The sequence below is a fragment of the Paenibacillus sp. MAEPY2 genome (genome assembly GCF_000499205.1).
Lineage (GTDB): Bacteria > Bacillota > Bacilli > Paenibacillales > Paenibacillaceae > Paenibacillus > Paenibacillus vandeheii.
Window position 1 is genome coordinate 130,780 of record NZ_AWUK01000007.1, and the last position, 14,880, is coordinate 145,659.

A 14,880-nucleotide genomic window follows, 5' to 3' on the forward strand; every position below is an offset into this window, starting at 1 on the left:
CTAAGGTCGTGTTATAATAGATACAGAATAGTACAGATGCATCTTCGGGGGTGGTACAGATGGACGGACAGGAAGAAAACGTGACGAAGCACGAGCAGTTGCTTCAACATATTGAACAACTGAAGGTAGGCAGTAAAATATCGGTGCGCGGACTGGCACGGGAGCTGGGTGTAAGCGAAGGAACGGCATATCGTGCGGTAAAAGAGGCAGAGAATTTCGGCCTGGTCGTGACCAAGGAACGAATTGGAACGGTGCGGATCGAGAAAAGACCTCGCGGCATGACCGAGCAGCTGACTTTTGCCGATGTGGTTACCATTGTCGAAGGTCATGTGCTGGGTGGAAGTGACGGTCTGTCCAAGCCGCTTCATAAGTATGTGATCGGTGCAATGAAAGAGCAGGCCATGGCCCGGTACATTGACGCGGGAAGTCTGTTGATTGTCGGGAACCGGGACAACGCACATTCCCTTGCCCTCGAACAGGGCGCCGGAGTGTTAATTACAGGCGGCTTTGGTACAAGCCGTGAAGTGAGAGTGATGGCGGATGAGCTGGGTCTGCCCATTATTTCCTCCAGACATGATACGTTTACGGTGGCTTCAATGATTAACCGTGCGATCTTCGATCGACTGATTAAGAAAAAAATCATGCTGGTTGAGGACATTATTGGGCAGAAACCCCGCCTTCAGGTGCTTAAGGTAACCAGTTCAGCCGCGGATTTTCACCTGCTGGTTTCTGAGACGGGAGAACATCGCTTCCCGGTAGTAGATGAATGGAACCGGGTAATCGGCATTGTGAGCCTGAAAGATGTAAGCGAGTTAAGAGAGGATCAGAGTATTGAGAAGTGTGTTGTACGCCGCCCGATCACAGCTTCGCTGCAAACCTCACTGGCTTCGGCAGCACAGATCATGACGTGGGAGGGCATTGACTTCCTGCCGATTGTGGATCGGAACCGTAAACTGATTGCATCCGTCACACGTAAGGAAGTACTGCAGGCGATGCGTGATGCACAGAAGCAGCCTCAGCTTGGAGAGACGTTTGATCATCTGATCTGGAACGGGTTCGCCGAGGAGCGCGGAGAGCAGAACGAATTGTTTTTCCATGGTTTTATCATTCCTCAGATGGCGACAGACCTTGGAACCATCTCGGAAGGCGTTCTGCTGAATGTGATGACACAGGCGGGACGGCGTGCAGCCTGGGACGTCACAGGAAATGACCATGTGGTGGATAATGTAACAACGTATTTTGTCCGTCCGGTACAGATTGAAGATCAGATTCTCGTTCGTCCCATTATTTTGGAGACGAGTCGTCGGACTTGTAAAATGGATATTGTCATCACCCGTGATGGGAATGTGGTATGCAAAGCGGTGATGACGCTGCAATCCATTGACCATGCCTAGTAAGGCGAGTGATCCAGAGTTCGGAAAATATCATGAGTTCAGAAAAAAGAGAGTATCCCCTGATCGAATCAGCGCACTGAACCCCGAAATGAATGTGGCTCAGGCTTGTTCGATTGATGAGGAATACTCTCTTTTTGATGCGACGACATCCCGCTAAATGTATTAGGCAGATTGTCCGGATGTCTTGCCAGTTCCATTGTCTGAACGTTGCTGCATGCGGGCGTAGTAACTGCGGTTGCGTAACCCAGCGAATAGATTGTACGCCCCCATAATCAGAAATAGCGCTTCCACAACGACAGATAACGTAGAACCGGTAAAGACAAACATCAGGATCAGGGCAAGAATAACCAGCATGCTGCCCATCCAGATGTTGGTCCATGAACGATAAAGACCTGTAGCGATGGGATCTGTGGTCCTGCGTGAACGAATGCTGTTCAGAGCTGAGCAGACCATAGCAAGGGCAAAGATGGCGATCAGGGCATATTTGAGTACATCGATGAACACAAAGACGCAGCTCCTTTTCTGGAAAGCATTTACTGCCCTTATTGTACCATGCAGGCAGAGGGCAAGGGCAGTTTTTTTCTGGAGCTGTCATCTGCTTTCTATGCAGGAACGTGCATCCGAATCTGAACCCAAACTTGCAGCACACCTTCCATCACCAGCATCGTTTTCACCTGAACGGTATACTCTTTTTCTCTGACCTCGTACACTTTTTGGTTCAGCATAATGCGTGTCATTTTACTGTACTCGTCGATGTTGAAGACGTCGCGGCCCCGAAGAACCTCAAGTTCATCCCCCAGTTTCTGCAGCATCACTTTCAGGGAGGCCTCGTCTGGTCCCTTGTCAGAATCTTCTGCGCGAACTTTGATTTCCTTAATGACGGTTTGGCGTTTACTATATTTTTTCAGCGTTTTAATATCCTCCTCATTCTGATGCAGCTGAAGCTGCAACTCCTGATTGTTGAGCCACAACTCGTTGTAACTCAGGTGAAATACACCGTTGTACACGACACAACCGGCGATCATTCCCAGAACAAAGACAGCAGTCATACGCATAAGTGGGCGGTAACGTTCAAAAGGAGGGATTCTCATGGGCGCTGTCCTGGAGTCATGTTAACCCCGTCCTCCACCGCAAACCCATTTCACCAGCTCAGTACCCATGTGGGCGCCCATAAATGCGGATATCAGGTACAGAATTTGTTTGACTGCCGGAGACAGATTGCCGTCCAGCACGTTGCTTTCGATCACCCGCATCGGATCGATTGTACCGCCGACGGCCGCTGCGAGCGCCCAAATTTTAATTTTCCCGGCGACATCAAGCATCGTCTGTGTCGGAGGCTGGAGAGAGACCACTGCTCCTATACCTCCAATCATCGCGCCGCCCAGCACGATCCCAAACGCAATGAAGAAATCAAGAATAGCTTTGGACAAAAATGTGCTCATCCGGCAACACCCCTTTCAGACCCAGCAGCACACCTCCTGTCTTCGGTCCGGAACAGGGGGAGCGGCTTGTACTTCTATTGTATGGGCGTGCCCCCGAACGTTATGATAAAATAGAATAATAAAACACTCTTCATTAGAATGAATTCTTATATTTCATTCATTTCATTTATAGCAACATTTTGCATCAAACAGAAATCGACTTTCGGTTTGAACCCGAAGGATGAAAAATACGGATAGAAGAAGATAGTACAGCAACCACCTGATGCAAGGCATTTGCTGCGACTGTCCATGGCGAAAGGAAGAAAAAACATGAGTTCTTTTGTGCATTTGCACGTTCACAGTGAATATAGTTTGCTGGACGGCGCTGCGCGTATACCGGATCTCGTGAATAAGGCCGCGGATCTCGGAATGAATACGCTGGCATTGACCGACCACGGTGTAATGTATGGCGCCATCCCTTTCTATAAAGCATGCATTGAGCGGGGAATTAAGCCGATCATTGGATGTGAGGCTTATATGACCTCCGGGTCTCGCAAAGAGCGGGGAAGCCGCAAGGATCAGCCGATCCATCATCTGATTTTACTGGCCAAAAATATGACGGGTTATCGCAATCTGATGAAATTATGCTCCATCGGACATTTGGAAGGCTTCCATTACAAGCCACGTATTGATATGGAGAGTCTGGCCGCCCATCATGAGGGGATCATTTGTCTAAGTGCTTGTCTGGGAGGAGAAGTTCCCCAGCATCTTCTGCATGGACGAGAGGAAGAGGCAAAGCGTGCGGCGCTCCGTTACAAAAACATTTTTGGTGCCGATTTCTATCTGGAGCTGCAGGATCACGGGCTATCTGAACAAAAAAGAGTCAACCCCCAGCTGATTCGTCTGGCAGCAGAGCTTGATATTCCATTGGTGGCTACCAATGATGCGCACTATCTGTCGGAAGAGGACGCCGAGCTTCAGGATGTGTTGATCTGTATCGGAACAGGAAAAACGGTAGATGATGAGAACCGACTGCGCATCGGGACCAATCAGCTTTATCTCAAGAGTGAGCAAGAAATGGCCCGTTTGTTCCCCCATGTGCCCGAAGCATTGGAGAATACGGTTCGCATCGCGGAGTCGTGTGAATTGCAGCTGGAATTCGGCAAATCGATTTTGCCGGAGTACAGACCGCTTCCAGAAGGGAAAAGCCCTTCTGCCTATCTGCGTCAGTTGTGCGAAGAGGGAATGGAGAAGCGCTATACCGAAACATCGCGTTGGACGGACACGGAGCTCAGAGCCGAACTTGAACAGCGGCTGGATTATGAGCTCCAGGTTATAGACAGTATGGGATTCTCGGATTATTTCCTGATCGTATGGGATTTTATCGCTTATTCTCACCAGCAGGGAATTGTCACCGGGCCGGGTCGTGGCTCCTCTGCAGGTAGTCTGGTTGCCTATACTTTGCGTATTACAGACGTTGATCCGATGAAATATAACCTGCTCTTCGAGCGGTTTCTGAATCCGGAACGGATCTCCATGCCGGATATTGATATTGACTTCAGTGATGAACGGCGGGATGAAGTCATTGAATATGTTGCAAAAAAATACGGCAAAGCCCATGTCGCCCAAATTATCACTTTTGGTACGATGGCAGCCCGTGCAGCCGTTCGGGACGTCGGACGTGCACTAAATGTGCCTTACGGCGAGGTGGACAAGGCAGCGAAGCTGATTCCTGCACAGCTCGGCATTAACATTCAGCGGGCCATGGAAGGCACACCTGAACTGAAGGCTCTATATGAGACCAAGCCCAAAACACGTGAATTGCTCGATATGGCGATGAAGGTGGAAGGCATGCCGCGTCATGCCTCCACGCATGCGGCGGGGGTTGTCATCTCCCGTGATCCGCTGACGGATGCCGTTCCGCTTCAGGAGGGCAGTGAGGGAACGGCCTTAACGCAGTATTCCATGGAAAACCTGGAGTCCATTGGACTGCTCAAAATGGACTTCCTTGGTCTGCGCACCCTTTCAATTATTGAGCGCTGTCTGCGCTGGATTGGTGAACATAGCGAGATTCCGGATTTTCGTCATATTGCGGACGACGATGCACTCACGTATGAGATGCTTGGTCGAGGCGACACGATGGGGATATTCCAGTTGGAATCCGCAGGGGTGCGTCGAGTCTTGAAGGAGCTGAAGCCAAGTGTATTTGAAGATATTATTTCCGTACTGGCCTTGTATCGCCCGGGCCCGATGGAATTCATATCGAAATATATTCAGGGCAAACATGGACAAATCGAAGTGGATTACCCCCATGCGGATCTGGAGTCCATCCTTAAGGATACGTACGGCATCATTGTATATCAGGAACAAATTATGCAGATTGCTTCCCGGATGGCGGGCTTCTCTCTCGGTGAAGCTGATTTGCTCCGCAGAGCGGTTTCCAAGAAGAAGCGGGAAGTACTGGATCTCGAACGAGGACATTTTGTTCAGGGCAGTCTCAAGCAAGGATACAGCGAAGCGGAGGCAGATCTGGTCTATGACATGATCGTCAAGTTTGCCAATTATGGTTTCCCTCGTGCCCATGCCGCGGCGTATGGAGTGCTGGCTTTCCAGACGGCTTATCTGAAGGCGCATTATCCTGTTCATTTTATGGCCTCCATGTTAACTGCCGTTATGGGCAGTCACCGCAAAGTGGCAGAGTACGTTGTGGAATGTCGGCGTATGAACATTAATGTACTTCCGCCGGATGTGAATGAAAGTGGCATTCTGTTTACACCTGTGCTTGCATCATCCAGCAGCACGGAGGCTGGGCAAGCAGCGGAAACCCAACATGTAGGAGAAGAACATGGTGAGGACGGTACAGCAGGTCCGACTATCGAACATGCCGTACATGATGACGATCATTATTCGGGAGATGCGGAATACGGTGAAGTACCTTTGCCGGATGACCCGGGTCCCGCACCAGACGAAGACGGTGGTGCGTATGGGTGGCAGGCAGAGACGACTATGCCAGAGCACTTCGAGGATCGAACAGGTTCGGGTGTGATGACGGTTTCTACAGCAGAACGTCTGCATGGGACTGGGGAAGAGGAGTCATCACTCACTGAAGAGCGTGGAATGTCTGCTGTACAGGCGCAAGATGGATCGCCGGATCAAAATTCGGATGCAGGTAAAGCAACCGGGGCGATACGTTTCGGTCTGGCTGCGGTAAAAAATGTAGGTACCCAGGCGATGGAGAGTATCATGATTGTACGGCAGGAAAGACCGTTCGATAGTTTGCTCGATTTTTGTCGACGTGTCGATTTGCGTGTCTGCAACAAACGTGTGATTGAATCGCTTATTCAGGCGGGAGCCTTTGACACATTACCCGGACACCGTGCGCAGTTACTGGCGATGCTGGATGAGACCGTGGAAGCGGCTCTGAAATGGCGCAAGGAACGTGAGGATCTGCAAATTCAATTGTTTGATTTTGTCGAGACGCCAAACTGGGAAATTGAATATCCTGAAATCCCGCCTTATTCCGGGAGCCAGCAGCTTGAACTGGAGCGTGAGCTGTTAGGTTTGTATCTATCTGGTCACCCATTGGATGACTACGAAGATGTGCTCGAATCCAGCGGCGCAGATCGCATTATGGAGCTGACGGAAGCGGCCGATGATACGATGGCCGTCGCAGCCGGGATGGTTGTGTCTGTGAAGTCGATTACGACGAAACAGGGCAAGGCTATGGCGTTCATGGAGCTGGAAGACCAGATCGAACGCTGTGAAGTGGTTCTCTTTCCCGAAGTATGGCGGCGCAGCCAGCAGCATGTCGGGAAAGGTGAACTGCTCGTCGTGCGTGCCAAGGTGCAGCAGCAGGACGAAGGGTTTAAGCTGCTGGCTGAGGAAGTGGCGCCGCTGTCACCGGCGGCACTGGAACAGCAGCTGCGCAGCCGCGAACGGCGCGGTAAGCCCGGCAGCGGCAGTGCTTCGCGCCCGGCGGCTTCGCCGCGGCAGGCGGCCGGCGCGGGGGCCGGAGCGCAGCGCAGCAGCGCAGGCGTGAATGCTGGAGCTGCGCGCAGCAGCGGAAGTCAGGGCCCCGCAGCGACGCCCGGCGCTGCAATTGGGCCAGGGGCGGCGGCCCATGCCAATGGGGCCGCTTCCGTGGCTCGTCGGCCCGCTGAGGCCGCTGGCGGCACGGAGCAGAGCCGTGGCCCGCGGGTTGTAGAACAGCGGGTGTTCGTGAAGATCACCCCGCAGGCGGAGAAGCCAGAGCTTCTGGCCCGACTGAAGCAGCTGCTTCAGCAGCATTCGGGTCCGGTAGCGACGGTGCTCTTCTATGAGCAGCAGCAGAAGCTGCTCGCATTGAGTGATGCCTATCGCATTAAACCTTCGCCCTCTTTATTCTCCGAAATGGAGCAAATGCTGGGCGAGGGAACGGTCAAAATTAAATAAGAGGTTGTCCTGCAAGTGATTTGTTTTCGGCTTTGCTCATGACTCTGCGACACGCTCTTATTCCCAATGATGTAACCTGTTCGGCCAACTGCCGAGCAGGTTTTTTGTGTTTATTTTACCAATTACATCAGGTATGCAGGCAAAGAAGATAATGAACGAAAGAATGTAATATGTGAATATTTTTACATAATTTATAGGATAAGCAGACGGCCAAAGTGAATGCGCATTCCGCATTTTTTATGAACATTTTGCGAGTTTGCCGCATACACTTGAGAACACCGAAGGACCTGGGGGTTCTCGGGGGAGCGATGCGGGAGGTCGAGATATGTCATATGAAATCGTAGAAGCCATGCTGGCCCGGCGGGGTGTACAGATTGATGCAATCGCGGAAATTGTATATCGTCTGCAAAAAGGGTACCACCCGGAACTGACTATGGATGACTGTGTCACCAGTGTAAAATCAGTACTGCAGAAACGTGAGGTGCAATATACGTTGTACACAGGTATAGCCCTCGACGAGCTTGCTGAGAAACGCCTTTTGCCGCAACCTCTGCAGGCGATTATGGAGGCGGATGAATCCCTGTATGGAGTGGACGAGACTCTTGCTCTTGGCATTACCCATGTGTATGGTATGATCGGTTTAACCAGTTTTGGTTATCTGGATAAAGAAAAGATTGGTGTCATTCATGACCTGAACGAAGCAGGACCGGCTATACATGTTTTTCTGGACGACCTGGTTGCCGGGTTAGCCGCAGCCGCTTCTGCCCGAATTGCTCACAAAAATATTAAAGCCAAGAAATATCCATCGGATATCTGATTCCCTTCATTTGTGTTTTCATTTATTTAAGTATTTGCTTTCTTTTGTTTGTTGGCTTCAAGGTCTTCCGGGGGCGGCTGATGCTGCCCTGAGAGGCCTGAAATTCCTTTTTCAGAAGGAAAGTCCTAGGAACATCGCATCAACCATATCGGTTATCCTCGCGGGACAAATGTCCCTCTAGTTCTCGTTTTCTCCCCAAAGGTCCCGAACCCTTCCTTGCAGAAAAAAAGTGAGGTATGTTATCATTAGTCCAATATACGGGCTCTGAACATTAGCTTAGGGGGCGGACATGGCATGTGGACGGTGATTTACATTGCACCGACAGCAAAGGTTGCGGACAAGATTAAGACCAAGCTTTCGGAAGAAGGTTTTCTGGTACAGACCCGTCCCATCAGTTTATCCAAGCAGCAATTTGAGATTCGCGTCCCTTCAGGGGAATTGGAAGAGGTTCAGGAAGTGCTGAATTCGATTCTGCATTCCTGATTCATTCGATATCAGACGTGCCTTGGCAGATGAAGAAGTACCAATGGTACATAAGGGACTGACCGCGCAAGCGGAAAGAGGAATCGACTTGCATGTATTGTATGCTGCTGTCCTTCCTTCTTTTTTTGTTAGGACAAGGACCGACCAGATTGCTTACAGAGACCCTACCAAGACAGATTCAAACATCAGCGCAACAATCTTTCGGTTATTGCAGGTAACATCAATCGTGCTGACAGAAGCCGCTGATCCTTGCCTTATACCGGCGGATTTTTTTGTTGTGAATGCTGGACAAGGCCCATGGCAGCGTATGGGTCGTAAGCGGTTTACCGCAGCGCGCGGATGAAGTTGCTACATGCAACGGACTGCAGGTTGCGGCCATCAAATCAACGGCTGGAGAGGTGTAGTTGTGTTCAAAGATATATTCCAGAAAAAACGGAAGTACGCCACCATACCTTCCGAGCGTGCGCTTCGTGGCGAAGGTCAGGAAGCTGGAGAACGTCCAAAACGTGAAATACCTGAAGGGCTTATGAACAAGTGCAGCAAATGCGGCACGATTCAATATAGTAAGGAATTGGAGAAAAACCTGAAAGTATGTCCGGCTTGCGGTTATCATATGCGTTTGAACGCAATGGAACGTATTGCCATGGTTCTAGATGAGCAAGGGTTTGTGGAGCATGACGCTGATATGATATCGGTTAATCCGCTTGACTTCCCTGGATATAGTAACAAACTGGAGCAACAGCGCCTGAAGTCAGGCTTGAAGGAAGCTGTCATTACGGGTGAGGGAACCATAGAAGGTTTGCCTGTAGTTGTTGCTGTCATGAGCTTCGACTTCTTTACAGGCAGTATGGGTTCGGTTGTAGGGGAGAAAATTACCCGTGCAATTGAGCTTGCAACAGAAAAACGCTTGCCTCTGATCATTTTCTCAACTTCCGGGGGAGCCCGGATGCAGGAAAGTATTCTTAGCCTTATGCAAATGGCAAAAACAAGTGCGGCTTTGTCCCGTTTGGATGAACAGGGCGGCTTGTATATTTCGGTCATTACTGATCCGACGACAGGCGGAGTTTCAGCCAGTTTTGCGAGCCTTGGTGATATCAATATTGCCGAGCCGGGAGCTGTATTTGGCTTTGCCGGCAGAATCGTCATTGAGCAGACGATCCGTCAGAAACTGCCTGACGATTTCCAGACGGCAGAATTTAATATGCAGCACGGTCAGCTGGACTTGGTGGTCCATCGGAAGGAACTTCGAGCCACCCTTGGCAAGCTTCTAGACATGCATAGTGAAAAAGGAGGGGTCTGAATGGCGGGTGAGTTGCCATATGAAGCGCCTCTGGTTGAGATGCGCAAAAAGATCGAAGAGCTCGTACAGTTTGGACAGGAAAAAGGCATTGACTTCACCGATGAAATTGCCCGCCTGGAAGAACGTTATCATAGACTTGAAGAAGAGATTTATTCTGGTATAACAGCCGCACAGAAAATGCATCTGGCGCGGCATCAGCAGCGTCCGACGGCACTGGATCTGATCCAGCTGATCTTTACGGATTTCATTGAGTTGCACGGCGACCGCATGTTTGGAGACGATCTGGCGGTTATTGGCGGACTCGCGAAGCTGAACGGACAAACCGTAACGGTCATCGGCCAACAGCGGGGGAAAGATACGAAAGATAATATCGCCCGCTTTTTTGGGAGCGCACATCCGGAAGGATTCCGAAAAGGGCTGCGTCTGATGAAGCAAGCAAACAAATTTGGTCGTCCAATTATTACATTCGTTGATACTAAAGGGGCTTATCCGGGTAATACTGCTGAAGAGAGAGGTCAATCGGAAGCTATTGCCCGTAACCTGCTGGAAATGGCGAAGCTCTCGGTGCCTGTTATTGTGGTGGTCATCGGCGAAGGCGGAAGCGGCGGGGCCCTTGCTATGGCTGTGGGTAATCGGGTGTTGATGCTGGAGCATGCGATTTACTCTGCGATCTCTCCGAATGGTGCTGCATCCATTCTATGGAAAGATGCATCCAAGGCAGATCAGGCGGCCGAAGCGATGAAAATAACGGCCAAAGACCTTCTGGAGATGGAGGTCATTGAAGAAATAATTCCCGAGCCACGCGGTGGTGCTCATAAGGATTATGAAGAATCTGCGGCTGCGATCAGCGAGGCATTGATTCGCCATCTGGATGAGATGAAAGGCTGGAGCGGTGACCAATTGAAGCAGGATCGGTATGAGAAATTCCGTAAAATTGGATCAGTCACGTTTGAACCTGAAGTGCAGATTGAAGCCTCTCAAGTGCCTGTTGAAGTCGATACAGCAGGTAATTTGTCGGGAAATGTTGAATGATATGACGAATTTCCTATACAAACGAGCAAAAGTATAGTAAATTTAATAGTTGGAAAAAGAAAAAGAGATAAAAAAGATAGACCTTTAAAATCGGAGGAAACCCAAAATGCGCAAAACAAAGATTGTATGTACGATTGGTCCATCCAGTGAATCATTGGAGAACACCAAAAAATTGATTATGGCCGGTATGAATGTGGCCCGTTTGAACTTCTCCCACGGTGATTTCGATGAGCACGGCGGACGGATCACAGCAATTCGCCAAGCATGCGAAGAGCTGAACAAGACAGTAGCGATCTTGCTGGACACCAAAGGACCGGAAATTCGGACAGGTAAACTCGAAGTGGAGCCAATTGAACTGGTTCAAGACGAGTACATCACTTTGACAACAGAAGAAATTCTGGGCACCAAAGAACGTCTCTCCATTACGTATACAGATCTTCCGAGTGATGTTGAACCGGGATCTACAATTCTGATCGACGACGGTCTGATCGGACTGACTGTGGTGGAAGTGCAAGGCACCGAGATCAAATGCCGTATCGTTAACGGCGGTACAATCAAAAGCAAAAAAGGTGTTAACGTTCCAGGCGTTGCCATTTCTCTGCCGGGTATTACCGAAAAAGATGCCAACGATATCGTCTTCGGTATCGAGCAAGGTGTCGATTTCATCGCGGCTTCTTTTGTTCGTAAAGCAAGTGACGTTCTTGAGATTCGTGAATTGCTTGAGAAACACAATGCCGGACATATCCAAATCATCTCCAAAATTGAGAACCAACAAGGTGTGGACAACCTGGATGAAATCCTTGAAGTGTCCGATGGCCTGATGGTTGCTCGTGGAGACCTGGGTGTAGAGATTCCTGCGGAAGAAGTACCATTGGTACAAAAACGCATGATCGAAAAATGTAACGTTGCAGGCAAACCGGTTATCACAGCTACACAAATGCTGGATTCCATGCAGCGCAACCCACGTCCAACACGTGCAGAAGCAAGTGACGTAGCCAATGCGATCTTCGACGGAACCGATGCGATCATGTTGTCTGGTGAGACAGCTGCGGGTAAATACCCAGTTGAATCCGTTCTGACGATGTCCCGTATTGCCGAAAAAGCAGAATCCGCTCTGCCTTACCAAGAGCTGTATCTGAAACAACGTGTTGCTCAACAAACAACAGTTACTGAAGCAATCAGCCAATCTGTTGCCCTGTCAGCTCAAGATCTGAACGCTAAAGCGATCATTACTTCGACTGAATCCGGTCATACAGCACGCATGATTTCTAAATATCGTCCAGAATCTCCAATCATCGCGGTGACAACGGAAGACAGAACTTCCCGTCGTCTTTGCTTGGCTTGGGGTGTAACACCAGTCAAAGGAAGACTTGTTGATTCCACTGACGCTTTGTTTGAAAATGCAATTGAAGGCGGCGTGAAGTCCGGACTTGTAAAAGAAGGAGACCTGGTTGTCATTACAGCGGGTGTACCTTTGGGTCGTTCCGGTTCCACCAACCTGATCAAAGTAAGCCAAATTCCAAACAACGCATAATTGTTCGGAAGAGAAGCAACAGGATAAAGCAATGGGGCGTTTGCGTCCCGTTGCTTTTTTTCCATCTTTATGACACTTTATTGCCGCTGAATACGTAAGGATTGGTATATCGAAGGAGGCCGATAACATGCAACAACAAAGCAATGGCGATTGGTACACGGCACGCCTTCGCGTGCGTTATCAAGAAAGTGATCAGATGGGTGTGGTCTATCACGCCAATTATTTGAATTGGTTTGAAATCGGTCGAACCGAGATGATTCGCCAAATGGGGTATACATATCGTAAAATGGAGGAACAGGGGTTACTGCTTCCGGTAACCGGACTGGATGTGAAATATCATAAACCTGCCCGGTATGATGATGAAATCATCATTTTCACCCGTATTGCTGCATTTAGCGGTCTGCGACTGAACTATGAGTATGACATAAGGCGCATAACTGCAGACCTTAATGAGCAGATAGGCATTGGGCAACGAGTATGGTCATCGGATGAGTCCCTTCCTGGTGAACGATTGGTTACAGGCTCTACCCAGCATGTATGGGTCAATTGGGACTGGAAGCCAGTCCGGCTGGATAAGGCAGCTTCTGAGCTCTACAGCGCACTTGAGAAAGTGTGGCTTTCAGGAAAGGGGTAATACGTAAATGCGAAGATGGATGTGGGCCTTGCTATTAATCATTCCGGTGATTGAACTGTTTGGTTTCATTCTTATGAGTGACTGGATTGGAGCCGGAAAGACATTGCTTCTCATGATTCTCACGTCCTTGATCGGTATAGCAATGTTGCAGTTTGAAGGACGAAAAGTACTTATCGATGCCAAATCCGAGATGGAGCGCGGTAAGGTGCCCGGACGAAAAATGGTAGATGGCCTTTTTATATTTGTCGGTGGTTTCCTGCTGCTGATTCCCGGATTTATTACAGATCTGATCGGATTTACGCTGTTGTTTCCCATAACACGTTCAGTGTATCGTCTGTTCTTCCTGGGATGGTTGGAGAAAAAAATGAGAAACGGAAGTATTAAGTTTTATCGTGGTCCGAAACAATAGGCTATACCAGAAAAAAACAGTTAAAGAAAGGCACCTACCACCAGATTCAGTCTGATGAGCGGTGCCTTTTTTGTATCTTGATTATATGCGGATGGATTACAAAAAAATGGAAATCGTAAATTCATCGGACACGTCCATTAATAATGTATGTTCGGAGATCCCGGAATACATTCGCTCGATTGAATGCATCAAGGATGACAAGACTGACAGGGCCAATGATCAAACCGAGTACACCGAACAGCTTCAGTCCGACAAACATGCCAACCAATGTGGCGAGAGGGTCCAGGCCGACACTGCTGGCAAGAACTTTGGGTTCAATGATTTGACGGGCAATCAGCACAATAAGATATACAATGCTGATGCCTATCCCTAGATACAAGTCACCATTCATAAGCAGATATGCCGCCCAGGGAACCATCACCAGGCCAACACCGAGATAAGGAAGCAGATCCACCAGACCGATAAGCAAAGCGATCGTGAAGGCAGACTTAACCTGTAGCACAAGCAATCCGATCATGACAAATAATGCGGTGATGGAGATCATGATCAACTGGGCCCGTGCATAACCAAACAGTGCTTTTTTCAGATCATTCCATATGTCGCTAATCGGCTTGCGAACGGAAGAGGGCACCCAGCCCGATACGGTAATGCTATGTCTGTTCCAACTTTTGCTGATAAAGAAAGCTGACAATAGAACAACAATAAGTACTGCTCCCATATTGGGAAGGGAAGTGAGCAGGTTCAGGATCATGTTGAAGAATCCGGTGACCAGATCCGTTACAGCTGTACCTACCGTTTCGGTTGTTTTGCTAATATTGCTGTTAATGGTCTCCTGATAGTTGGGATTTTCCTTGTAAAATTCATTGATTTGCCCAATTAAACTCTGAATCGTGTCATTCTGGGTCCAGCGGACAAACGTAGCCTTAATCTCATCGACATGAAGGTCGAAGCTCGTCGTTAGTGAAATGACTTCTTTCACCATACGGGTTACAGCTGCGGACAATACGACTACAATGGCCCCGAAATAAATGATTAGTGACAAGGTCACTGCCAGCCAGCGAGGGAATCGGGCCTTGTATTGAAGCAACTTCACCAAAGGGTTCATCGCATAAGCAATAATCCAGGCAATGGCAAAAGGGTATAACAGCGGGAACAGCAAATATATGGCCACGGCAATGAGAATGGTTGCGATAATCACCCATATGCCGCGCAGCAGGCGTTTCATTATGATTCTATCCAAGCATCAACTCTCCTTATTCCATTTCAAGCACCCATGAAGGAAGCACAGGAAGCTATCTAGTTAATATAGAGCAAAACCAGTGACTTGAAACGCCAGGATGTCGTCGGTTTATATCTTTTCTTTTGCCTAGAGTATGCCTGATGTTCACAAAATATAGCAATAGAAACTTGATTAATAGCATGGAT

The 14,880-nt window shown here is 49.1% G+C and carries 14 protein-coding genes; 10 read left to right on the forward strand and 4 right to left on the reverse strand.

What is annotated here, in order from left to right; genetic code table 11:
• Nucleotides 1-59 precede the first annotated feature (59 nt).
• Nucleotides 60-1,394, forward strand: a complete 1,335-nt coding sequence (locus tag P364_RS0105375) for a DRTGG domain-containing protein (protein ID WP_024629125.1) — start codon at nucleotides 60-62, stop codon at nucleotides 1,392-1,394.
• 162 nt (nucleotides 1,395-1,556) lie between these two features.
• On the opposite strand, the gene P364_RS0105380 is transcribed toward P364_RS0105375, so the two are convergent.
• The 3 genes from P364_RS0105380 to P364_RS0105390 form a co-directional block, all read right to left on the reverse strand.
• Nucleotides 1,557-1,898 carry a YtpI family protein gene (locus P364_RS0105380; protein ID WP_024629126.1) on the reverse strand — a complete coding sequence of 114 codons (342 nt, stop codon included), beginning with the start codon at nucleotides 1,896-1,898 and terminating at the stop codon, nucleotides 1,557-1,559.
• Nucleotides 1,899-1,996: 98 nt separating this feature from the next.
• Nucleotides 1,997-2,485, reverse strand: coding sequence for a hypothetical protein (locus P364_RS0105385; protein WP_024629127.1), 489 nt, complete (start codon nucleotides 2,483-2,485; stop codon nucleotides 1,997-1,999).
• Nucleotides 2,486-2,506: 21 nt separating this feature from the next.
• Nucleotides 2,507-2,836 (reverse strand): YtrH family sporulation protein, encoded by a 330-nt coding sequence (locus P364_RS0105390; protein ID WP_024629128.1) that lies wholly within the window; start codon nucleotides 2,834-2,836, stop codon nucleotides 2,507-2,509.
• A 309-nt stretch (nucleotides 2,837-3,145) separates the two neighbouring features.
• Here P364_RS0105390 and P364_RS38100 point away from each other — a divergent pair, with 309 nt between their 5' ends.
• The 9 genes from P364_RS38100 to P364_RS0105435 all read left to right on the forward strand — a co-directional run bounded on the left by P364_RS38100 (nucleotide 3,146) and on the right by P364_RS0105435 (nucleotide 13,455).
• A complete protein-coding gene (locus P364_RS38100) occupies nucleotides 3,146-7,246 on the forward strand; it encodes a DNA polymerase III subunit alpha (RefSeq protein ID WP_024629129.1) in 4,101 nt (1,366 codons plus the stop codon).
• Between the two features lie 325 nt (nucleotides 7,247-7,571).
• On the forward strand, nucleotides 7,572-8,063 hold the full coding sequence (locus P364_RS0105400; RefSeq protein ID WP_024629130.1) for a phosphatidylglycerophosphatase A family protein: 492 nt from the start codon (nucleotides 7,572-7,574) through the stop codon (nucleotides 8,061-8,063).
• A 294-nt stretch (nucleotides 8,064-8,357) separates the two neighbouring features.
• Nucleotides 8,358-8,546, forward strand: coding sequence for a hypothetical protein (locus tag P364_RS0105405; protein WP_017689496.1), 189 nt, complete (start codon nucleotides 8,358-8,360; stop codon nucleotides 8,544-8,546).
• 43 nt (nucleotides 8,547-8,589) lie between these two features.
• Entirely contained in the window at nucleotides 8,590-8,889 is a 300-nt protein-coding gene (locus tag P364_RS0105410) for a hypothetical protein (RefSeq protein WP_024629131.1), read from the forward strand.
• A 63-nt stretch (nucleotides 8,890-8,952) separates the two neighbouring features.
• A complete protein-coding gene (gene accD, locus P364_RS0105415; RefSeq protein WP_024629132.1) occupies nucleotides 8,953-9,846 on the forward strand; it encodes an acetyl-CoA carboxylase, carboxyltransferase subunit beta in 894 nt (297 codons plus the stop codon).
• A complete protein-coding gene (locus tag P364_RS0105420) occupies nucleotides 9,847-10,878 on the forward strand; it encodes an acetyl-CoA carboxylase carboxyltransferase subunit alpha (RefSeq protein WP_024629133.1) in 1,032 nt (343 codons plus the stop codon). It begins immediately after the preceding gene.
• A 106-nt stretch (nucleotides 10,879-10,984) separates the two neighbouring features.
• Nucleotides 10,985-12,412, forward strand: coding sequence for a pyruvate kinase (gene pyk / locus P364_RS0105425; RefSeq protein WP_024629134.1), 1,428 nt, complete (start codon nucleotides 10,985-10,987; stop codon nucleotides 12,410-12,412).
• 127 nt (nucleotides 12,413-12,539) lie between these two features.
• Nucleotides 12,540-13,046, forward strand: coding sequence for an acyl-CoA thioesterase (locus P364_RS0105430; RefSeq protein ID WP_024629135.1), 507 nt, complete (start codon nucleotides 12,540-12,542; stop codon nucleotides 13,044-13,046).
• Between the two features lie 7 nt (nucleotides 13,047-13,053).
• On the forward strand, nucleotides 13,054-13,455 hold the full coding sequence (locus P364_RS0105435) for an FxsA family protein (protein WP_024629136.1): 402 nt from the start codon (nucleotides 13,054-13,056) through the stop codon (nucleotides 13,453-13,455).
• Nucleotides 13,456-13,576: 121 nt separating this feature from the next.
• Here P364_RS0105435 and ytvI read toward each other — a convergent pair whose 3' ends face one another.
• The gene (ytvI, locus tag P364_RS0105440; protein WP_024629137.1) at nucleotides 13,577-14,695 is read right to left on the reverse strand and encodes a sporulation integral membrane protein YtvI; all 1,119 of its coding nucleotides are present in this window, start codon (nucleotides 14,693-14,695) and stop codon (nucleotides 13,577-13,579) included.
• Between the last annotated feature and the right edge of the window lie 185 nt (nucleotides 14,696-14,880).